The 21,537-nt window shown below is 73.6% G+C and carries 16 protein-coding genes; 4 read left to right on the top strand and 12 right to left on the bottom strand.

From position 1 onward, the window contains the following. Positions 1–6: 6 nt before the first annotated feature. From ACQEU6_RS25515 to ACQEU6_RS25550, 8 genes are all read right to left on the bottom strand, one after another. Entirely contained in the window at positions 7–534 is a 528-nt protein-coding gene (locus tag ACQEU6_RS25515) for a hypothetical protein (protein WP_499335548.1), read from the bottom strand. Then, complete coding sequence (locus tag ACQEU6_RS25520; RefSeq protein ID WP_499335549.1) at positions 531–1,799, bottom strand: glycosyltransferase family 4 protein; 1,269 nt, start codon at positions 1,797–1,799, stop codon at positions 531–533. Before ACQEU6_RS25520 ends, ACQEU6_RS25515 begins: the two co-directional genes overlap by 4 nt. Positions 1,800–1,801: 2 nt before the next feature. Beyond that, complete coding sequence (locus ACQEU6_RS25525) at positions 1,802–3,400, bottom strand: glycosyltransferase family 4 protein (RefSeq protein ID WP_499335550.1); 1,599 nt, start codon at positions 3,398–3,400, stop codon at positions 1,802–1,804. A gap of 66 nt (positions 3,401–3,466) precedes the next feature. Then, on the bottom strand, positions 3,467–4,771 hold the full coding sequence (locus tag ACQEU6_RS25530; protein ID WP_499335551.1) for a nucleotide sugar dehydrogenase: 1,305 nt from the start codon (positions 4,769–4,771) through the stop codon (positions 3,467–3,469). A gap of 3 nt (positions 4,772–4,774) precedes the next feature. Next, positions 4,775–6,379: a glycosyltransferase family 2 protein gene (locus tag ACQEU6_RS25535; RefSeq protein ID WP_499335552.1), complete on the bottom strand. Its 1,605-nt coding sequence runs from the start codon at positions 6,377–6,379 to the stop codon at positions 4,775–4,777. After that, entirely contained in the window at positions 6,369–7,400 is a 1,032-nt protein-coding gene (locus ACQEU6_RS25540; protein ID WP_499335553.1) for a Gfo/Idh/MocA family protein, read from the bottom strand. The genes ACQEU6_RS25535 and ACQEU6_RS25540 overlap by 11 nt, the downstream gene beginning before the upstream one ends. Continuing rightward, positions 7,397–8,506: a DegT/DnrJ/EryC1/StrS family aminotransferase gene (locus tag ACQEU6_RS25545; RefSeq protein ID WP_499335554.1), complete on the bottom strand. Its 1,110-nt coding sequence runs from the start codon at positions 8,504–8,506 to the stop codon at positions 7,397–7,399. The genes ACQEU6_RS25540 and ACQEU6_RS25545 overlap by 4 nt, the downstream gene beginning before the upstream one ends. 148 nt (positions 8,507–8,654) lie before the next feature. Further along, positions 8,655–10,433 carry a DEAD/DEAH box helicase family protein gene (locus tag ACQEU6_RS25550; protein ID WP_499335555.1) on the bottom strand — a complete coding sequence of 593 codons (1,779 nt, stop codon included), beginning with the start codon at positions 10,431–10,433 and terminating at the stop codon, positions 8,655–8,657. A gap of 189 nt (positions 10,434–10,622) precedes the next feature. Between ACQEU6_RS25550 and ACQEU6_RS25555 the strand changes: the two genes are divergently transcribed. Both ACQEU6_RS25555 and ACQEU6_RS25560 read left to right on the top strand, forming a co-directional pair. Beyond that, positions 10,623–12,161: a DUF2201 family putative metallopeptidase gene (locus tag ACQEU6_RS25555; protein ID WP_499335556.1), complete on the top strand. Its 1,539-nt coding sequence runs from the start codon at positions 10,623–10,625 to the stop codon at positions 12,159–12,161. 17 nt (positions 12,162–12,178) lie between these two features. Then, on the top strand, positions 12,179–14,056 hold the full coding sequence (locus ACQEU6_RS25560) for an AAA family ATPase (RefSeq protein WP_499335557.1): 1,878 nt from the start codon (positions 12,179–12,181) through the stop codon (positions 14,054–14,056). A gap of 28 nt (positions 14,057–14,084) precedes the next feature. Here ACQEU6_RS25560 and ACQEU6_RS25565 read toward each other — a convergent pair whose 3' ends face one another. Then, positions 14,085–16,094 (bottom strand): hypothetical protein, encoded by a 2,010-nt coding sequence (locus tag ACQEU6_RS25565; protein ID WP_499335558.1) that lies wholly within the window; start codon positions 16,092–16,094, stop codon positions 14,085–14,087. After that, the gene (locus ACQEU6_RS25570) at positions 16,091–17,023 is read right to left on the bottom strand and encodes a hypothetical protein (protein WP_499335559.1); all 933 of its coding nucleotides are present in this window, start codon (positions 17,021–17,023) and stop codon (positions 16,091–16,093) included. The genes ACQEU6_RS25565 and ACQEU6_RS25570 overlap by 4 nt, the downstream gene beginning before the upstream one ends. Positions 17,024–17,173: 150 nt before the next feature. On the opposite strand from ACQEU6_RS25570, the gene ACQEU6_RS25575 reads away from it, so the two are divergent. Both ACQEU6_RS25575 and ACQEU6_RS25580 read left to right on the top strand, forming a co-directional pair. Further along, positions 17,174–17,437: a hypothetical protein gene (locus ACQEU6_RS25575; protein WP_499335560.1), complete on the top strand. Its 264-nt coding sequence runs from the start codon at positions 17,174–17,176 to the stop codon at positions 17,435–17,437. Beyond that, entirely contained in the window at positions 17,434–18,486 is a 1,053-nt protein-coding gene (locus ACQEU6_RS25580) for an SDR family NAD(P)-dependent oxidoreductase (protein ID WP_499335561.1), read from the top strand. The genes ACQEU6_RS25575 and ACQEU6_RS25580 overlap by 4 nt, the downstream gene beginning before the upstream one ends. 34 nt (positions 18,487–18,520) lie before the next feature. On the opposite strand, the gene ACQEU6_RS25585 is transcribed toward ACQEU6_RS25580, so the two are convergent. Next, entirely contained in the window at positions 18,521–20,137 is a 1,617-nt protein-coding gene (locus ACQEU6_RS25585) for a hypothetical protein (protein ID WP_499335562.1), read from the bottom strand. Positions 20,138–20,160: 23 nt separating this feature from the next. Then, a complete protein-coding gene (locus ACQEU6_RS25590; protein ID WP_499335563.1) occupies positions 20,161–21,522 on the bottom strand; it encodes a DUF2201 family putative metallopeptidase in 1,362 nt (453 codons plus the stop codon). Between the last annotated feature and the right edge of the window lie 15 nt (positions 21,523–21,537).

Raw genomic sequence — 21,537 nt, forward strand, 5'->3', positions numbered from 1 at the left:
TCTGGCTCAGCCTGCCGTGGACCTTTCATGAGCGACGGAGTAGGAGAGCGTCGCTCCGGCGCCGCTGATCGTGTCCGCGAGCTCCGACACGGCGACCAGCGACTGCGGATCCGCGATGACGACGAGGTCGATGGAGCGGCCCCGCAGCAGCTCGCGCTCGACCACCCGGCGGCGCACCGCGTCGGCGTCGCGCCGGTAGAGGCGGGCCAGCCGCCGGTCGACGGGCCGGGCGACGCGCCTGCGGTACGCGGAGTCGACCCGCTTCCCCAGCCCGCGCAGCGGCCCGGGGAAGCACACGCGCAGCAGCAGCGCGGGGATCCGGTACAGCGGGATCCGCACCGCCGCCGGGCGGTAGCGCCGTTCGAGCGCGGGCAGCTCGACGGCGTCGACGCCGTCCGGGAGCGGGTCCTTCGCCCACGTCGCGGTCTTGCGCACCAGCACGGCGGCGCTGCCGCCGTCCGCGACGACCCGCGCCGCCTCCCGGACTACCGCGGGCCGGCGGGAGGCGCCGAGCGCCACGAACAGCACGTTCACGCTTCTTCTCTCCCCTTCGCGGCGCCGTTTCCGGTCTCGGGGCCGCCGTCCGGCGGGGCCTCGGGGAACCAGTGCCGGTGGTGCGCCTCCGCCACCGTGCGGTATCCGAAGCGCCCGTCCAGGATCTCGCGGGCCTTCGGCAGGTCGAGGCCGTCCGGGAAGCGGTCGCGCAGGCGGCGGTACCCGGTGACGATCGAGCTCGCGTTCTCCTCGACGTCGATCATCTCCCCCGCGGCCGCCTCGATGCCGGCCAGGGTGCGCTCGGGTCCGCCGCAGCGGGTGACGAGCACCGGCAGGCCCGCCGCCACCGCCTCGACGACCGTCACGCCGAAGGTCTCCCAGCGGGCGGGGTGGACGAGCAGGTCGTGCTCCCGCATGAGCCGCGCGGCCTCGTCGGGCGGGACCGCGCCGAGGAACGACACGGCGTGCCCGACGTCCAGCTCGGCGGCCCGCTCCCGGAGCCGCCCGGCGAGCACGCCCGGCCCGGCCATGGTCAGCGTCAGCCCGGGGTCCTCGGCGAGGCACTCGGCGAACGCCTCCAGCAGCCAGCCGACGCCCTTGCGCTCGACCAGCGTGCCGACGTACAGCCAGCGCCGCAGCTCGGTGACGGGACGCTCGCGCGGCTCCCCGAACGCGATCGGGTTGGAGATCATCTCGATCTTGTGGGCGAGCGCCGGGAACGCCTCGGCGAGCGTGTCCCGCAGCACGTCGGTGACCACGAGGAAGCCGGTACAGCGCTCCAGGACCCGCTCGTACATCTCCCGCGAGTCGGGCTGCTCCAGGACCTTGTCCAGGAAGGACGCGTGCTCGGTGACGAACACCCGCGCGTCCGGGCGGGCGTTCTCCAGCGCCGTCCAGCCGCCGCGCAGCCCCACGTGCGCGTGGACGACGGGCGCCGGGATCGGCTCGCCGCCGAGCGCCTCACGCAGCCACCCGGCGTGCTGCACCGCGAGGTCGGCGAAGGTGTAGTCCGGCACCGTCGGCACCGGGACGCGCACGAGCCGGGAGCCCGCGACGTCGGGCGCGGGGCGCAGCGCGAGCGGCATCAGGCGCCGGTGCGCCTCGCGGGCCGCCTCGACCTCCTCCGCGGGCTGCCTCATCAGCCACGCCTCGGTGTGGTAGACGGTGACGTCACCGCAGCCCGGGGCCGTCGCCTCGACCATCGACCGGACGAAGGAGCCGGCCCACTCCTGCATCGGGTTCGGATACCAGGGCGTGACGACCGCCACGCCCGCGCCCGCGCCCGCGCCGCTGCCCGCCGCCATCGTCAGTCCTGCGCGCCGATGAGCCGGTCGTCCGGACCCGCCGGGGGGCCGCCCGGGGCGGGCCTCGCGGCGGACGGCAGCAGCTTGGCGTAGACGCCGTCCAGGATCTCGGCCTGCGCCTCCCAGGTCCACTCGTGGAGCAGCTCGGGCCGGTCGTCGTACACGGCGCGGTACCGCCGCGGGTCGCCGAGGACCGCCTCGACCGCCCGCACGTAGTCGTCGAGGTCCTCGGCGTGGAAGACCTCGCCCTGGCCGGTGGCCTTCGCCATGTCGCCCATCGCCTCCACGTCGCTCACGACGATCGGCAGCCGGGCGTGCGAGTACTCGAAGAACTTCGTGATCAGCGCGATCTCGTGGTTGGGCCAGTGGTGGATCGGGATCACGCCGATGTCGGCCGCCGCCAGGAACGGGACGACCTGGTCGAACGGCACGTACGGCAGCGTGTGGACGCGGTCGGCGGCGCCGAGTTCGGCGGCGCGGGCGACCAGGCCGCGGACGTACTCCGACCCCGCCGAGGAGACGACCAGGGCGACGTGGAGCCCGGGCAGCCGCGGCAGCGCCTCGATCATGATGTCGAGGCCGCGCTGCGGGGCGGCGGCGCCGCTGTAGACGGCGATCGGGGTGTCCGGGCCGACGCCGCACATCTCCCGCATGTCGGGGACCGGATCGGACGTGCTCGGCTCGCCCCCGGTGGTCGGGGCGTTGAGCACGACGGTCGGCCTGCCGCGCAGGCCGTGGCCCTCGATCAGCCGGTCGGCGAGCGCCTCCGAGACGGTCACCACCGCGTCGGCGTCGCCCGCGTACTCGCGCTCGTACGCGCACATGGCGGGGTGCCAGCGCGGGTCGGAGCCCCAGGGGCGGATGCCCGGCAGGAACTCGTGCGCGTCCCACACGAGCTGCACCGTCCGGCCCTTCGCGCGGGCCCGCCGCACCGAGCGCGCCGCGACGCCGAGCATGCGGAAGTCGTTGGCGTGCACGATGTCGGGTTCGAGCTTGTCGATGACCTTGCCGTAGGCGCTGTCCCAGTCCCACAGGTTGCGGTCCAGGACGCGCCACGCCCGGTCGCCGAGGACCTTCTCCCAGAAGGTGATCGGGAGCCGCTCCATCAGGGAGCGCGGGTTGCCGCGGGCCGCGGCGAGCGACTCGGTCTGCCGCACCCGCAGGGCGACCCACCGCGACTGGAGCTTCGCGGTGACCCGCCGGGCCAGCAGCCACACCTTGCGCGCCGGTCCGCGGGACCTGCGGTCGAGGCGCGCCGCTGCGAGGTCGGCGCGCCGGGACTGCACGAGCCGCCGCCGGTAGTCCGCCACCTTCGGGTGCCCGTACGCGAGCGGGCGGCGCAGCGTGGCGCGCAGGACGCCGTGCCGGTTGCGCAGGAGCACGTGCTGCACCGGCAGGAGGCGCACGCGGGCGCCGCCGAGGTCCCACGAGCGGCGCCTCTTGCCCCTCGCGCTGCCGAGCAGGTGCACCTCCCAGCCCGCCTCGGCCATCGACTTCGCCGCCTTCTGCACCCGGGAGTCGCGCACGACGTCGTTGTCGACGAGCATGACGACGCGGCCGCGCGACGGCGCGCCGGGAACCGTCCCGTCTTCGATTTGCATTCGATTCTCCAGTCGCGGTCGGCCGGGACGCATGCGCGGACCCGGCCCGAACGGTCGGCGAGGCGTCTACGGACCTGTCACGGCGTCCGGGGCGCCGATGACGACGCGGTGCACGCCGGGCCAGCGGGTGGCGTCGGTGACGCGGCGGCCGTCGACCAGGGCCTTGACGCCCGGCAGGTCGTCCGCGCCGAGTTCGCGGTAGGCGGCGTGGTCGGCCTGCACGACCGCGGCCGTCACCGACTCGCCGCGGTGGGGCGGCAGGCCCAGGGCCTCCAGTTCCTCGGCGGTGTACATGGGGTCGGACACGTACGGGACGGCGCCGCGCCGGCGCAGCGCCTCCACCGTGGGGAAGACGCCGGAGAACGCCGTCTCCTTGACGCCGCCCCGGTACGCCGCGCCCAGCACGAGGACGCCGGCGCCGGTCAGGTCGCCGTAGGCGTCGGCGAGGAGGCCGACGGCGTACTCGGGCATGCCCGTGTTGGCCTCGCGGGCGGCGCGGACGACGGTCGCGTCCGGGTCGTTCCACAGGTACATCCGCGGATACACCGGGATGCAGTGGCCGCCGACGGCGATGCCCGGCCGGTGGATGTGGCTGTACGGCTGGGAGTTGCAGGCCTCGATGACCTTCATGACGTCCACGCCCGCCGCGTCGGCGTAGCGGGCGAACTGGTTGGCGAGGCCGATGTTGACGTCGCGGTAGGTCGTCTCGGCGAGCTTGGCGAGCTCCGCCGCCTCCGCGGAGCCGAGGTCCCAGACGCCGTTCGGGCGGTCGAGGTCCGGCCGCTCGTCGAAGTCGAGGACCTGCTCGTAGAACGCGACGCCGTGCCGGGCGGACGCCTCGTCGACGCCGCCGACGAGCTTGGGGTAGCGGCGCAGGTCGGCGAACACCCGCCCGGTCAGCACGCGCTCCGGGCTGAACACCAGGTGGAAGCCGGAGCCCGCGGTGAGGCCGGAGCCCTCCGCCAGCATCGGGGCCCAGCGGTCCCGGGTGGTGCCGACGGGCAGCGTCGTCTCGTAGCTGACGAGCGTGCCCGGCCGCAGGCCCTGCGCGATGGAGCGCGTCGCGGCGTCCATCCAGCCGAAGTCCGGGATGCCCTCCCCGTCCACGAACAGCGGCACGACCACGACGACCGCCTCGGACTCGGCGACCGCCGCCGCCGTGTCGGTCGTCGCCGTGAGCAGCCCGGCCCGCACCGCCTCGCCGAGGTGGACGTCCAGCTCCGCCTCGCCGGGGAACGGCTCGCGACCGGCGTTGACCTCGGCCACGACGCGTCCGTCCACGTCGGCGCCGATCACCCGGTGGCCCTTGCGGGCGAACTGCACGGCGAGCGGGAGACCGATCTTGCCGAGCGCGACCACGCAGATCCGCATGTGCTACTTACCTCCAAGGGACGTCACGCGCCGGACCCGCTGGGCGACGGCCTGGGCCGGACGTACCGGACGTGTCTCGATCATCGTGCCGTGCCGGTCGTCGCCGGCCACCGCCAGCCGGTAGGGCCGGGCCCGGTGCCAGACGAGCTCGCCGCGCGGGCCGGGCACCACGGACTCCCCCGCCGGCACGGCGAGGTCGTGCGTCTCCCCGGCCGCCCGGACGACGAGCCGCAGCACGTGCCGGTTCTTGCCGGACGCCGCCGTGAGCGCCGCCGGGAACCGGGCGGTGACGTGCAGGCCGTCCTCGCGCGCCTCGCGGGTGGTGTGCTCGTCGAGGTCGAGGGTCTCGCCGCCGCCGCGGGGGGCGAGCGCGAGCCGGACGGTCGCGGGGTCGGCGGCCTCGGGGCCGGTGAGCGGGGTCCGGACGGTGATCTCCACGGTGTCGCGGTCGCGCCGCACGGCGACCGTCCGCACCTCCTGGGACAGCCGCCTGCGCATCCCCTTGGTGATCTCGAACAGGTCGTCCGGCAGCCCGAGGCGCGGGTCCTCGAAGCCCTGGTAGGCGAGGTGGGTGCGGCCGTCCTTGAGCGCGATCGGATAGGAGCGCTCGGCGACCCCGTCCCGGATCGCCTCGCACAGCAGGTCGACCTCGCCGAGCTGCGCCAGCCGGAGCCGGGCGCGGCGGACGATGGGCAGCGTGTAGAGGACCTCGTCGGTCACGTACCGCTCGACGAGGGCGCCCACGCGGGCGCAGACGTCCTCCTGCGTCGCGCGGTCGAGTTCGAGGAACCCCTCCCGCGTCGGCATCGTCAGCTCCCAGCGGGTGTGCCGCCTGAGGATCGCGTCACGCTTCGGTCCGGGTTCGATCAGGTCGGCGACGACGCCGAACAGGCTCTCCGCGCATTCGAGCCGGGTGTGGACCTGGACGGCGCCCTGCGTGATGTTGCCGCCGTCGTCGCGCAGCACCGCGTAGTAGCAGGTGTAGTCGGCCAGGACGGAGATCCGCTCGGCGCGCACGCACGCCTCGAGGGTGAACGGCTGGTCGCTGCCGATCCGCATGTGCTCGTGGAACCGCAGCTTGTGCCGCTCGACCAGCTCGCGGCGGAACAGCTTGCAGTTCGACAGCACCCACGGCAGCACCGAGTCGTACAGGTCGATCTCGGGGCGGTTCTCGGCGAACAGCTCGGGACGCCGGACGGCCCGCCCGTTGACGCCCTCCATCTTCCCGACCAGGACGTCGGAGCCCCACGCGTCGGCCGCCGCGACCATGCGCTCCAGCGCCTCGGGGCCCAGGTGGTCGTCGGCGCCGACGAAGTAGACGTAGCGGCCGGTCGCGTGGTCCAGCGCCCGGTTGCTGGGGGCCGCCGGGCCGCCGGAGTTCGGCTGGCGCAGCACCCTGATGACGTCCGGGTGCTCCGCGGCGAACCGGTCCAGCTCGGCGCCGCTGCCGTCGGTGGAGCCGTCGTCGACCGCGACGACCTCCATGCGGTCCGGGCCGATGCTCTGCCCGACCAGCGAGTTCAGGCAGTCGGTCAGGTACGGCATCGTGTTGTAGACCGCGACCACGACGGTGACGTCAGGCGTCCCGGTGTTCCGTTCAGACGGCACCCAGTACCTCCCCTGGCTGGAGCGTGACCGTCTCGCCGAGACGGGCGGACTTCAGGACGGCGGCCGACACCTCGACCGTCCGCAGGCCCTGCCGCAGGGTGACGACGTCGCCCGGGGCCACCCCGTCCGGGCCCGCGAGGACCGCGTCGCGGAAGCGCTCGTGCTCGACCAGCAGGGGTTCGCGCTTGGGGATCGCGTACCGGATCATGTCGCCCTCGGAGACGCCGCGGAACGCGCGCAGCGCCTCCCACTCGGTGTTCACCTCGCCGTTGGCGTAGAACGTGAGGTCGGCGGTGAGCGTGTCGGCGATGAAGCAGCCGCGCTCGCCGGTGACCACGGTGGTGCGCTCCTTGAGCGGGCTCAGCCAGTTCACCAGGTGGTTGACCATGGAGCCGTCGGTCAGGCGCCCGACGGCGGCGACCATGTCCTCGTGGGGGCGGCCGCTGCGCGCCACGGTGTGCGCGGAGATCGACACGTAGTCCTGGCCGGTGACCCACCCGGTCAGGTCGATGTCGTGGGTCGCGAGGTCCTTGACGACGCCGACGTCGGCGATCCGGTGCGGGAACGGGCCCTGGCGACGCGTGACGACCTGGAACACCTCGCCCAGCTCGCCCGCCTCCAGCCGGGTCCGCATGCTCTGCAGCGCCGGGTTGTAGCGCTCGATGTGGCCGACTCCGGCCATGAGCCCGCGCGACTCGAACGCGGCCACCAGCCGTTCGGCGGCCTCCACCGAGTCGGCGAGCGGCTTCTCGATCAGCGCGCCGACGCCGGCCTCGGCGAGCGCGAGCCCGGTCTCCTCGTGCAGCGCCGTCGGGCAGGCGACCACCGCGTAGTCGATGCCGACGTCCAGCAGGTCCTGGAGGGACGCCATCAGCGGCACCCCGTGCGGGGCGCTCTCGGGCCGCCCGGCCGGGTCGACGATGCCGACGAGGTCGACGCCGCCCAGCCCGGACAGGACCCGCGCGTGGTTGCGTCCCATCACGCCGAACCCGATCAGGCCGGCGCGCAGCGGCGCGCTCACGACGCGGCCCCGGCGGCGTTGACCGCGTCGGCCACGCGCGCCAGCTCGTCGTCGGCGAGGGAGGGGTGCACCGGAAGCGACAGCACCTCGGCCGCGGCGCGCTCGGTCTCGGGCAGGTCCCAGCGCGGGTCCGGGGCGCCGTCCTTCAGGAACGGCCGGAGCCGGTGGACGGGCGTCGGGTAGTAGACGGCGCTGCCGACCTTCCGCTCGTCGAGGAGCCGCTGGAAGGCGTCCCGGTCGCCGGCGACGCGGACGGTGTACTGGTGGTAGACGTGCCGCACGCCCGGCGCGACCGGCGGCACCGCGGCGCCGGTGATCTTGGCGTCCAGGAACCGGGCGTTGCCGATGCGGCGCTCGGTCCAGCCGGGCAGCCGCTTGAGCTGCTCGCGCCCGATGGCCGCGGCGACGTCGGTGAGCCGCACGTTGGCGCCGACGATCTCGTTGGCGTAGCGCTGCTCCATGCCCTGGTTGCGCAGCAGCCGCAGCGTCCGGGCGGTCTCCGCGTCGGGGGTGGTGAGCATGCCGCCTTCGAGGGCGTGCATGTTCTTGGTCGGGTAGAAGCTGAAGCAGCCGATCGTGCCGATGGCGCCCACGGGCGTGCCGCCGTGGGTGGCGCCGTGCGCCTGGCAGGCGTCCTCGACGACGGCGAGGCCGTGCCGCTCCGCGATGGCGCCGACGCGGTCCATCGCCGCCGGGTGCCCGTACAGGTGCACCGGCATGATGGCGACGGTGCGGGGGCCGACCGCCGCGGCGACCGCGTCCGGGTCGACGCAGAACGAGCCGGGCTCGATGTCGACGAAGACCGGCTCGGCGCCGACGAGGCGGACGACGTTGGCCGTGGCCGCGAAGGTGAACGAGGGGACGATCACCTCGTCGCCGGGGCCGACGCCGAGGGCCATCATGCTCAGGTGCAGCGCGGAGGTGCCGGAGTTGACGGCGACGCAGTGCCGGCCCGCCACGAGCGCGGAGAACTCCTCCTCGAACGCGGCGACCTCGGGGCCCTGCACGACCCTCCCGCTGCGGAGCACGCGGACGGCCGCCTCGATCTCCGCCTCCCCGATCACGGGACTCGCCGCGGGGACGGGCCTTTCCGATTCCACGGGCATGCACAGGCTCCTTAGGACATGACGATGAGCAAGGGCTTCCTCGGCGGGGGACAGATCGCGACCGGACAAAGATGCGCACTCTCGGCGGAAGCCTCATCTGACGGACGGATTCTAGCCAAGTCGGACCGTGGCGAGGACCTTTGCCGATCTATCCCCCTCGGGGACCTCCCATGAAGACTCCGGTCCAAAACCGCTGCCGCTCGGGATCGGCTCCGAACAGGTACGTCGCCTTCAGCTTGGGCGGCAGCAGCGGCGCCAGCCGGGCGGCGGCCTCCGCGTGCTCGCGGAGCTGGGACAGCTCGGCGTTGGCCAGGACGCGGTGCACGACGTCGGTCGCGTCCGAGCCCTCGTCGCCGGCCGCGCGGAGCCGCTCCGCCCAGGCGTCCAGGTCACCGGCCAGTTCGCGCAGGCCGGTCACCTCCCGGCGGGCCAGCCGCGCTTCGAGGGCGGTGAGCGGGACGGGCGCGTAGTCGCCGTCGCCCAGGTACATCTTGCCGACGTCCAGGGGCAGGCCGGTGCCGTGCAGGCGGATGAGGCGCTCCAGGGTGCGCTTGGTCATCCACTGCCGTCCCTCGTCGTCGATGTCGTTCTTCCACCACTCAAGGACGGTCTCGGCCAACGCTCCGTAACGAGAAATAAGCCATTCGTTAGCCGGAATGTCATCTGGCTCGATTTCCAGAGAGACGGTGAAGCGGGACGCCTGCGCGATGGTGTTGCGTGACACGAGGAGCTTGCGGCCCAGGTAGTACGGAGGATTCTGCAAGGCGATCTGGGCGCGGAGTCCCTTGATTCGTCGTCCGGCCAAGGACCACTCCTGCGTGACCTCCATGAGGCGGGCGAAAGTGGCCTTGTCCTTGGGGCGGTTGTACTCGTCCCAGACGATGGCCTTGTCTCCCGGCTCCAGGAACGGGCCCGACAACAGGTTGTCGAGGGTTCCGTCCAGGGTCGGGACGGGCGCGCACAGGTCCTCGACGTTGGTGACGGGCATCGAGAAGTAGAGCGGGTCGACGCCGAGTTCGTCCCTGACGACCTCCTTCACCACCTCCGTCTTGCCGCAGCCGGGAGGTCCCTGGACGAGCACGGCCCAGCGCCGCTCGATCGCCGTGCGGACGACCCGGCGGACCGCGTCCGGCACGTGCGCCGGGTCCGGGACGTCGGCCCCGGCACGGCGCAGCTCGGCGGCGATGCGGCCGAGGATCTCGGGGGCCCGGTCGGCTCCCCGCCTCTCGCCGGACGGGACGAGGGGCAGGCGGCCCCCGTCCACGAGGGGAAGGCCCCAGGCGAGCGGAAGCCCGGCGAGCGCGCAGTCGAGGACGTGCTCCAGCGTGCGCGGCGACAGCAGCCTGCGCAGCTCGGCGGGCAGCGACGCCCACACCCGGAACACGCCGGTGAGGTCGACGCCGCGGAACCTGCGCGACAGGGCGGCCCGCCAGGCGGTGTCGGCGGCGGTGACCCGCAGCGTCGCCATGCGGTCCAGGACGGCCGGGTCGGTGCGGAGCGCGGCGGTCTCGGCGAGCGTCTCGTTGTCGGTGAGGAACACCCCGACGCAGCCGAGCGCGCGCAGGTCGTGCTCGCCGAGCGTCCAGTCGCAGGCGATCTGCATGAGCTGCGACTGGATCGTCGGGCCCGCCTGGAGGGAGTCGTCGATGAGCAGCACGAACGGCCGGCCCGGCTTGAGCTGCCGCATGACGAGCTGCCGCAGCACCAGCTCCCCGTCCTGCCGGACGGGCGCGTTGACGAGCAGGTCGTCCGGGGTGAGGTTCGCGGCCGGCACGTAGACGAGCGCCAGGTCCTCGCGGCGCCGGACGTGGTGGAAGAACGTGGAGGTCTTGCCGATGCCGTGGTCGCCGAAGACCTGCCCGGTGATCCCGAGCTCGATCATCGTGTCGATGAAGCGGGCCAGCCGCGGCCCGTCCGGCATGCTCATGCGATCAAGTAGAGCGGACCGGGGGCGCCCGGATCACCCGGTTTACGGCGAAGCCCGTCCCCCTCCCCCGTCCGCTCCGCCGCGCCCGGCCGCGGCCGGGCGCCCCCGCTTCGTCCTACCGGCCCGCTATCGTTCCCCCGTCCAGTCGTCCCGGGAAGCAGGGGAGCGCGCCATTCACGAGGAAAGGCCGTGACCGGCGACCTCGGCTCCGCGGGCCACCATCCGGTCGGCGGGGCCCCCGCCCGCCCGGGCCGCCGGCCACTGCGAGAGCACCGTCCGCTCGACCTGCGCCGGCTGCTGGAGGAAGAGGACGCGGACCCGGAGGTCGTCGAGCAGGCCCGCCGGCGCAAGGAGTCCGTGCTGCTGGGCTTCGGGGTCGGGCAGAGCACGGTGGCGTCCTGGCTGTACGCCAAGTGCCAGCACCACATCCCGACCACCGCGATCCCCACCGCCGCCGTGGCGGCCGCCGGCGACGGAAGCCGCGCCCTGCTCTACAACCCGTACTTCTTCATGGAGCTGGACTACGACGGCGTCAGGTTCGTGCTGTTCCACGAGGCCCGCCATCTGATGCACCGGCACCTCTACGTGGACGAGGAACTGCGTTCCGACCCGGTGTTCACGATGGCCGCCGAGGTGTCCATCAACCATGTCGCCCTGCGCCGGCTGGGACGGTCCGGCCTGCCCACGATCCCCGTGCGCACGGCGCCCGGCACGGCGGGGGCCGGCGGCGAGGAGCGGGAGCCGGTCGGCGTCGACCCCGGCCTCGTCTACGAGGCGTACCAGGAAGACCTGCGGCGGCAGGGGCTGGCCCCGCTCCCCTACGACGAGTTCAGCTACACCGACCTCACGGTTTACGGCGAACTGCGCCGCATGAAGGCGCCTACCGACCCCGTCACGGCGTACTGCGTCCACCTGGCCGACGATGCCTCCGGCGGCTCCCGCGGCGCGCACGGCGGCGACCCGGCGGAGCGGCGGGTGATCCCACTGGACGCGGAGACCGTGGAGCGGCTGGGCGACGATGTCCTGCACGAGGTGATGCAGGCCGCGCTGCGCGGGAATCCGGCGGCACGCGGCGAACTCCTCGATCTGGCCGACCGCACGGCGGAAGGCGGAGAGCGGTTGGATCGGCTGTGGGGCGGCCTGGGCATGGACAGACTGCGCGGCGTCACCCCGAGGACCCGCCGGGTCGACTGGTGGCAGCGGTGGCTGACCGACGTGCTCGCCTCGAAGCTGAGCGAGAGCGAACGGCTGGTCTACCCGAAGAAGCACGGCGCGGTCATGCTGGCCCTCGGCCACCCCCCGATGCTGGCCCGGCGGGGCCCGGAGCGGACGAAGGTGGTCCTCATCGCCTTCGACACGTCGGGCTCGATGCCCGACCACGTGGTCGACTGGCTGACCACCCTGGTCGGCCGCACCGACGGGGTGGAGAGCCACTGGCTGAGTTTCGACGGCGTGGTGCTGCCGTTCGCCCCCGGGGAGCGGGTGGCGGGCGGAGGCGGCACCGACTTCCAGAACGTCGTCGACTACGCCGAAGGCCGGCTGGAGGTCGACGGCAAGCGGTTCGAGGCGGAACCCGACGCGATCATCATGGTGACCGACGGCCACGCGCCGCACGTCACTCCGGCCGCCCCCGACCGGTGGATCTGGCTGATCACCGACGGCGGCGACGACTGGCCGGACCACCACCGCCCGCCGATGGCCTGCCACCGGGTCACGTCCGGGCACTGACCGAGGAGAACCGAACAGTGGCGGCAGCGGAACGGTCCCCGGCGGGGGCGGAGAACGCTCCGGGAAGCGGCCTGGAGAAGTTCATCGACGCGATGGTCTCGACCGGGCAGACCGGGCAGATCTTCGGCGAGCACGGCATCGGCAAGACCTCCACGTTCGTCTCGTACGTGCCGAGGCGCTTTCCCGGCACCTCCCTCGTCGTCGTGCCCGCCGCCAACCTCTCGCCCGACGACCTGCTGGTGAACGCCCCGGTGCGCGACGACCGCAGCGGGGAGCTGGTGCTCCGCCAGCTCGTCATGCGGCAGCTCGTCCCGGGCAGGCCGTTCGTCCTGCTCATCGACGACTCGTTGCAGGCCGGCAACGCGGTGCAGTCCCAGCTGATGCAGATCGCCTGCAACTGGACCCTGGGCGAGCACGACCTGCGCGAACTCGGCTGCGTCGGGGTGTTCCTCACCGACAACGAGTCGCTCGCCGAGACCGGCGTCCGCCGGTCCGACCCGGCGATCCTGGACCGCATGGTCACCATCCGCCTGACCGCGAACGACACCGCGTGGAGGACGGCGCTGGCCGCACGGTATCCCGACTGGGATCTGCGCGAGGTGTTCCGCGACTGGGCCGCGCTCGCTCCGGAGCTGCGCCGCCTGCTCTCGCCGCGCACCCTCCAGCACGTGCTGGACTGCGCCCGCGCCGGCTTCCCGCTCGCCTGGGGACTGCCGATCCAGAACGGCGCCCGGCTGGCGCTGGCGGAGGAGGGCAGGGACGGGCGGCCGGGCCGGGACCGCACGGCGGAGGTGCTCGACGGCATCGCCGCGGCGGTCGGGGCGGCCAACCCCGCCACCGTCCCCGACCCGGTCCGCCGCATCCTGCGGGCCGCCATGGCCAACCGCTGGGCGGTGCTCCTCCAGGGCCCGCCGGGGTGCGGCAAGACCGAGATCACCAAGCAGGTCGCCCGGGAGGAGACGGGCCACGAGCCCGTCTACTTCTCGCTGCCGGTGACCAGCGTCGAGGACCTGTGCGTGCCGGTGCCCACCCCGGACGGGTCGCTGGAGGCCATGCTCGCCCGGTCGCTGCTCGACCCGAGGCCCAAGGTGCTGATCTGGGACGAGTACAACCGGCCGAAGGACAAGGCGGCCTTCGCCAGGCTCATGGAGATCACCCAGGAGTGGACGCTCGCCGGCCGGCCCCTCCCCGGCCTGCGCGCCCAGGTGGCGTTGCAGAACCCGCCCTACCACCTGGGCCGCAAGATGCTGGTGACCGGCAACAACGTGGCCCAGGCCAGCCGGTTCACGATCAGTTACGAGGTCCACCCGGACGACATCCCGGCCAACGAGTGGCTGATCTCGACCTACGGCGAGACGGCCGAGACGGTCCTGGAGTGGTGGAAGAACGACATCGACGACGAGGGGCGGGACTGGATCACCAAGCGCACCATGGAGCGGCTGATCAAGCTGCACGGGGCGGAGATGCCGCTGCGGCCGGCCCTGATGTATCTGGGCGACGGCGAGTACGCCCCGGTGCCGCTGTCCGGGCTGGAGGCGCGCCTGGCCGATCGCCGGCCGGTCGGCCTGGTGGAGATCGCCGAGAACTGCTCCGGCTGGGAGGCCCGGCTGTCGCGGGCGGCCGAGACGTCGCGGGAGGGCACCGACGACACCGACCTGGTCCACCAGGTGTTCTCCAACGCCGAGGTGTCGCAGCTGGAACGGCACCTCGACGTGGTGGCCCGGCTGCTGCCCCACCTGCCGCCGAAGCTGCGGGCCACCTACCTGGTCGGGCAGACCCAGGAGCGGCAGCGCTTCTGGATGGCGGCCCTGGCACGGATGGCCCGGCTGTCCGTGCCGGGCCGCGCCGCGGATCCCCAGGGCCCCGCTCCCGGGTCACAGCCGACAGGGGTCTGAGCGACCGGGTGACCGGTCCGCGAACGCCCTAGACCGGCGCGTGGTCGCGACGAGGCTCCTCGTCGGCGTCTTCGTCCTCGCCCTCCGCGTCGTTCTGGTCGTCCCCGTCGTCCCCGTCGTTCTCGTCGTCCTCGTCCTCCTCGGCGCACCCGCAGCCGCAGTCCTCGCAGTCCTCGACGCACACGCACTCGTCCTCGTCGCAGCCGCAGTCGCAGTCGCACCCGCATTCGCATCCGTACTCGCTGAAAACCTCCACGTCGAACTGACGGATCATGGGCACGGAAACGGTGGACTGCTCGTGCTTCGCGGTCCAGGTGTTGCGGAAGAAGTCGAACTTGAGGTGGTAGAGGCCGGGGGACTCGGTGAAAAGGATCGGCGGAACGAGGAAGTGGACCACGCCGACCTCGGCCGCGGCCGCGATGTAGGTCTCCGCACCCGGCAGGCGGGGGCCGCCCTGGCAGGCGGCGAAGTTCACCGGCGCCGGCGCCTCCTTGCCGAGCACGTGGATGCGGTTGCCCTCGACGACGAACATGTCCGGGTCGAGATGGACGTCCTGGCCGAGCATCAGCACGGGCGCGGGCATGATGTCGGCCTTCGCGGAGTCCTGCGCGCGCGTGTATTGCTTGATGATCTCCGCGTTGCGCGTGCTCTCGAAGTACGAGTCGATCACGCCCCCGCTGCAGATCCCGCAGGCGCAGTCGGGCAGCTCGTCGGTGGAGGGCGACTCCGGCTCCGGGAACAGCATGGACTTGTCGAACGGCGCGACCGGCGACTCCCCGCTCCCCTGCCCGAGGAAGTCCGGAATCCAGTCCGCGCCGTCGGCCTCGATCACCTCCGAGTCGCACAGGGCACGGAAGGCGTCGTCGCCCAGCTTGCAGTTGAAGTAGTCCAGAAGCGTGATGGCGGCGCATTCGGCGAGCGTCCGCCCGCCGCTCTTCGCGAACCAGAAGTCGTAGCCGTTCGCGACGAAGTCCACACCGCGGAACCGCTTGTGGACGAAGGGCCCGCCGCCGGCGCCGGCGGACAGGCCGTTCCAGTGCGCGGCGGCGACCTCGTTGTAGTAGGCGTCGGCGTGGCGAGCGAGTTCCGGGGCGAAGACGCTCTCGCCGGTCAGGTAGCAGGCCTTGCTGAACAGCGCGCCGATCTCGGGATCGTGCGCGACCTCCGGATCGGTGAAGACGAGCTCGGTGCGCAGGAAGACCTTGCGGCCGTCGCGGTAGGGCGCGCCCTCGTGCTCGTGGCGCTGATCGAAGATCACGCAGGTGAAGGGCTCGATCGTCTCGATCGCGGCGCCGCCTTCGAGGGCGAGGGCGGGTTCGGCCGAGCCGCCGGTGAGGTACAGCAGCACCGTGTGACGGGAGACGTGCCGGCGCGAGGCGTCGTAGTAGGGGGTGTCGCGGTGGCGGTGGAAGTTGGCGTCGCCCGGCTCGAAACGGTTGCAGCGGAACACCGGGTTCACATGCGAGAAGCCGTCGAGCGCCGACCGCGGCATCGCCTCGGCCACCGCGCCGGTGAGGGCCTCCGCCAGCAGCGCCGAGTGGAAGATGAACCGGTCGCCGCCCCGCGAGCCCGCGTTCAGCGGAGGCACGTACAGGTCCAGCGAGTCGAGCTGCTCCAGGCAGGCCCGGGCGGGCTCGGGGAGGCGCAGCGAGAACGTCTGGACGCCCTCGGCCACCTCGTGGCGCTCGTCCAGCCGGAGCTCCAGCGGGACGCCGGCGAACCGGTGGTCGAGCGGCAGGATGTTCTCGAACGTGCGGAACGAGAACTCGCGGGGATCGGCGAAGACCGCGGCGAGGTACGGCGCGTTCTCGCTCGGCCGTGCGAACAGCTCCCGGACACCGGCGTCGACGCGTTCGGCGTCCACGAACCGCACCGCCTTGAACCTCGCCGTCGGATGCCAGCAGACCGCCAGCCCGTCGATCGTCGTCGTGGGCTCGGCGTCGGTCGCGTCGACCAGGGCGCGGTAGCGGTCGACCTCTTCGGCGGGGGCCTCGCTCTTCGACAGGGCGAAGAAGCCGTCACGGAGCTCGGTGCTCACACGTTCCTCCAGTAGCTGCGCAGTCCGGGCGGGAGTTGGGGGGCGGCCCCGAGCATCTTCGCGCCGGCGTCTCCGACGTCGTCGCGGTAGAGCAGCAACCGCTCGAGCGAGCCGGCGAAGGGCGCGGCGAGCAGGTTCGCCACTCCCTCCGCGCCGATCTCGTTGTACCGCAGGTCGAGCTCGACCAGCCCGGTGAGGGGATGCAGCGCGCGCATGCCCTCCGCGGAGAGCAGGTTCCGCTGGAGGCGCAGGCGGCGGACGCCGGCGAAGCCCTGGGACGCCGCGAGGGCCGCCAGCCCGGCGTCGCCGACGCGGCTGTACCGCAGGTCGAGGGTCTCGGTCCGCCCCCGTCCCGCCGGGGAGCCGGCGCCGGACGCCTCCAGGCGGAAGTACGCCGAGACGGCGAGGGCCTCGGCGCCGAGGGCGCCGATGCGCAGGTACGAGAGATCGAGTTCGACGAGCCGGCCGAGGTCGAGCGTCGCGAGGGCGCCGGTGTCGATGGACGGGGAGGGGGACGGCGCCTCGTCGGCCTGGTCGTCCCACTCGTAGGCGTCCCGCTCCTGGACGTCGGAGGGCACGATCCGCAGCGCGGTGACGAAGGGAGCGTGCATGACCTGCTCGATCAGCGCGGGCGCGTCGTCGGACCATTCGACGGAGACCTTCGTGGCGAACCCGTACCGGCGCTCCAGGACGGTCGCCCCCTCCGGCAGCGCCGCGTCCCAGGCCGGCCGGTGCGCGTCCGCGAGCGCGGCGATCTCGCGGTCCAGCGCCTCGCGGTCGGCCGGGCGGAGGCGGTCGCGCCGCTGCTGGAGTTCGATGAGGGCGCCCCGGGCGTCGCCCTGTTCCCGGAGCCGGTCGCCGTAGGCGCGCCAGGAGGCGAGGTCGCCGGGGTCGTCCCGCAGTGTCTGTTCAAGGGCGGCAGCCTTCATTGGACGGACGCTAACAACCGGGGGCGACAGGATTCGCCTGGTTCGGGCGCACCGGGGCTGTTTTGTGATCTTGGCCGTCGCCCGCGCCGGTCCCGGTCCGCGAGAGACGGCGATGTCACACGATCGGGAGTTCGGTCTTAAATGGTGCGCATGCGCGACGACGATGTGCTGACCTGCCTGCGCGTCCTGGCGGAGCTGGCGGACGCGCCGGACGGCGACCCCGACGCGGCCCGGGTGCGGGCGGCCGCGGGCGCGTTCGTGCGGCGGACCCGGGAGCGCGAGCGGGCGGAGGCCCGGCGGCGGCGCGCGGCGGCCGACGCGCGGATGCTCGCCGCGACCGCCACCGGCGCGGCGGGACGCGTCGAGGGGCGCCCGCCGAGCCGCCGCCCGAGGCGGTCCCGTCCGAGGCGGTGACGGGCGGGCTGCGCGCCTGCTACGTCTGCAAGGCGCACTTCCGGGAGGCGGACGCGTTCTACCACCGGCTCTGCCCGCCGTGCGCGCGGGAGCACCGGAGGCACCGGCACGCGCGGGCCGACCTCGCGGGCCGCCGCGCGATCGTCACGGGCGGGCGGGTGAAGGCCGGGTTCGAGCTCGTGCTGAAGCTGCTGCGGGACGGCGCCGCCGTGACCGCCCTGACCCGGTTCCCCGCCGACGCGCGCCGCCGCTTCGCCGAGGTCGCCGACCGGGACGACTGGCACGACCGCCTCACCGTCGTGGGCATGGACCTGCGTGACCTCCCGTCGCTCGTGCGGTGGTGCGACGGGCTCGTCGAGGCCGCCGAGCCGCTCGACATCCTGGTGAACCTGGCCGCGCAGACGCTGCGGCATCCGCCGGAGTCGTACGCCGAACTCCTGGCGGGCGAGGGAGCGCCGCCTGAGGAGATCCCGGCGGGCGAGGGGCTCGCGGCGCCCGGCCCGCTGCCCGTCCCTCTCTGGACCGGCGCCGTCGACGTCGCGGGCCTGCTCCCCGACCCGTCCCCGGTCAACTCCTGGACCCGGCTGGTGCACGAGGTCGATCCCGTCGAGCTGCTGGAGGTCCAGCTCATCAACGTGACGGCGCCGTTCGTCCTGCTGGGGCGGCTGCGCCCCCTTCTTGAGCTCTCGCGGCATCCACGGCGGTACGTGGTGAACGTCTCGGCCGTGGAGGGGCAGTTCGACCGCGTGTACAAGGGCGCCGAGCATCCGCACACCAACATGGCGAAGGCGGCGCTGAACATGCTGACGCGCACGACCGCGTCGGAGCTGGCCGAGCACGGCGTGCACGTCACCAGCGTCGACCCGGGCTGGTTCACCGACCAGCAGCCGGAGCCCGCGCGGGCGCGCCGGACCGCCGCCGGGTTCCGCCCGCCGCTCGACGTCGTGGACGCCGCCGCCCGGATCTACCACCCGATCGTGCTCGGCGAGCGCGACGGCGACCCGCCGAGCGCCTGCCTGCTGAAGGACTACCAGGTCGTCAACTGGTGAAGGCCCGGCCCGCGGCGGCTCAGCCGGAGACGGCTCAGCCGGAGACGGCCCCGGCGGTCGCGAGCAGCTCGGGCAGCGTGCCGACGAACCCGTCCTCCAGCAGCTTCAGCGCCACCATCCACGCTTCGGGCCGCCCGCCGAGATGCCGGTCGACGTGCTCGGCGAGGCGGCGCAGCACCCGCGGGTCGGGCCTGCCCTCGACCTCGTCGAGGAAGGGATGGACCTCCAGCGCCATCAGGACGGCGTTGACGTTCGCCACCGCGAGCACGGCGTCGGCGGTGACCACCCCGTCTCCCGTGAACAGCCGTCCCGCTCGCTCGCCGTAGGCGAGCACCGGATCCCAGTGGTGCCACACGCCGGGTTCGCGGAGGCGGCGCGTGCGGCCGTGGCCGGTCTCGTCGACGAACGGCGGCGTCAGCGCGACGTCGCCGTCCAGCCCGAGCCGCGCCCTGACCTGCGCCGTACCGCGCAGACCCGGGATCCACAGCGTCTCGGCGACCGCCCGCAGCGTCCTGTCCGGAAGGGTCGCGGTGACGAAGTCGGCGGTCAGCGTCCCGGCGGCGAAGCCGTTCCCGGCGACCTTGACGATGACGTCCGGGCCCGCCCCGGCCGCGGCGAGGTCGGCGAGCACCTCGGGCGCGGGGTCGGGCAGCAGCGCGGCCAGGTCCGGGTGGTCGGCGACGACGATCCGCACGAGGTCGAGCGGGACGTCGGTGCGGCGCGTCACGAACCGGGCCGCGCGCAGGGGCCACGGCCCTTCCGCCGCCCGGCGGCGGGGCTCGTCGGCCAGCACCGCCTCCCAGCCCACGCGCGGGATGCCGGGACGGCGGCGGTTCACGACCGTCCGGACGAGCGGCGCCCCGCGCCACGGCTCGCAGCCGTCCACGTCGGCGATCTCGGCGACCGAGCGGAGGAACTCGGGCCGCCGCACCCGCCCCGACAGCTCCCGCAGCCGCCGCTCCCCCTCCTCGCTCGCCAGTGCCGCCTGCGCGTACGCCAGCACGCTGGGCTCGGACTCCCCCGGTCCCCACCGGAACGCGGGCAGCCGCCCGTCCTCGACGAGCCGCCGGATCTCGTCCCGCCGGCCCGCCTCCAGAAGCGTCCGGCAGGCCAGGACGGCGCCGTGCGGATCGGCGCCCGCGCCGAGGTAAAGCAGCGCGCCCCCGGCGAGCTCCGGGTCGGCCGCGCACAGCAGCGCGTGGTCGAGCGACTCCTGCCCCGGCGTGGACAGCAGGGTCTCCCGCACCCCGGCGGGCAGCGGCACCGGCGTCGCGCCGTCCCGCCGGGAGGTCTGGTGGGCGAGCTGGCGGCGCAGGTTCCGCGGGATGCGCCCGAGGGCGCCTTCGGCGGTCAGCAGGGCCGCGTTGACCTCGGGGTCGTCCAGGTCGAGCAGCCGCCCCAGCAGCTCCGGCGGGTCGTCCGCGAGCACCGCGTGCCGGACGAGCAGGTCCAGGTCGCCGGACCGGCCGCGCCGAAGCAGCGCTTCGAGGACGACCCGGTTCGGCCCCCCGAAACTGTGCATCGCGGTCTCGACGCGGCTCTTCGGGAGATGGCCGAGCAGCGCGTCCATCTCGCCGGGGGTCGCGAAGCGGAGCAGGCCGGCCGTGCAGTTGGCGATGTCGAAGGCTATGGTCCTGGAAGGGAAGGCCATGAGGCGCCACCGTAGCCGAAAGGTCATTCCGACCGGACCCGGTGGCAGGCCATTCCCCGCCGCTCCGGCCACTCGTCGCCCCCGGAGGTGATCAGCCAGATCCACTTCCCCGGGTCCGCGGGGAGGACCGGGTCGGCGAACCCGTCGGTCACTACGATGACGGCGTCCGCGGGCTCGTCCCGTCCCTCCACGTGCCGCCGGACGGCGTCGAAGTCGGTCCCGCCCCCGCCGCGGAGCGGCTCCCCGGGGCGGAAAGGCTTCACGGAGCCGTCGAACGCCACCCACTCGGCCTCGGCCCCGTCGATCCGGCCGACCAGCTCGCCCAGCCACTCGACGACGCCGTCCGGCATCGACCCGGACGTGTCCAGTGCGATGACCAGCGACTTCACCCGCTGCTGCCCGCGCCGGGCCAGCATCGGCTCGTGCCCGAGCGCCGCCAGGACCGCGCCGCGCTTCTTCGGGTAGACGAGCCGCTCCCCCTCCCGCAGCTTCGAGGCGAGCACGTCCACGAGCCACCGCTGCCACCACTCCACCCGCCGCGTGGCCGAGGTGGCGCCCCGCAGCGCGTGCGCCCCGAGGTCATCCCAGATCTTGTCGACGCCCTCCGTGGCCCCCTCGGTGCGCCGCAGCAGGTCGAGCAGTTCGCCGCGCGCCACCCGGTCGCCGCGCCGCGCCGCGATGAGCACGCTGCGCAGCACGTCGTTCCCGATCCGCCCGACCGCCTCCTCGTCGAGCGCGTCGACGTGCACGTGGACGCACCCGGCCCGCCCGGTGCCGGGCGGGTTCCGCATCCGTCCGAGTTCCCGGTAGACGCTCATGTCCGTCTCGACCCACTCCTCGAACGCGAGCGGCTCGACGCCCTGCTCCCGCAGGTCGTCGGCGTAGGACCCGTACACGCCGCGCGGCGAGATCCCCACGGGCGCGCCGCCGATCTCGGGCAGCCCGGCTCCGAGCCGCACCATCGCGACATGGTTGATCGTGACCTCGCACGCCAGCGTGAAGACCGGGTCGCTCCGCAGGACGGCGTCCGCGAAAAGGTGCCGCTGGACGAGGTGCCGGGCCTCGTGGAACAGGACGAACCGCACCCCCTCGCTCCCGATCCCCACGAAGAACTCGGGGTTGTACAGGAGCAGGCAGGACCCGTCCCCGGACGCGACCACGGCCGCCGTGTCCACCGCCGTGGTCGGCAGCTGGTGGTGGCACTTGCTGAACAGCCACGACGCGACGGCGCTGTGCGCCATCCCCAGTTCGAGCAGCGCCCGCTCCTTGAGCAGCCGCGCCGCCTCCACGATCTCCTCGTCGGCGGGCCGCCACCGCTCCAGCGCCCGCCGGTCGGCCAGCTCGACGACCGGCGCCCGCGGCCGCCCGACCTCTCCGTACCCCACCCCTCAACCCTCCCA

The organism is Spirillospora sp. CA-108201 (genome assembly GCF_050936235.1).
In the GTDB taxonomy this organism is placed as follows: Bacteria; Actinomycetota; Actinomycetes; order Streptosporangiales; family Streptosporangiaceae; genus Spirillospora.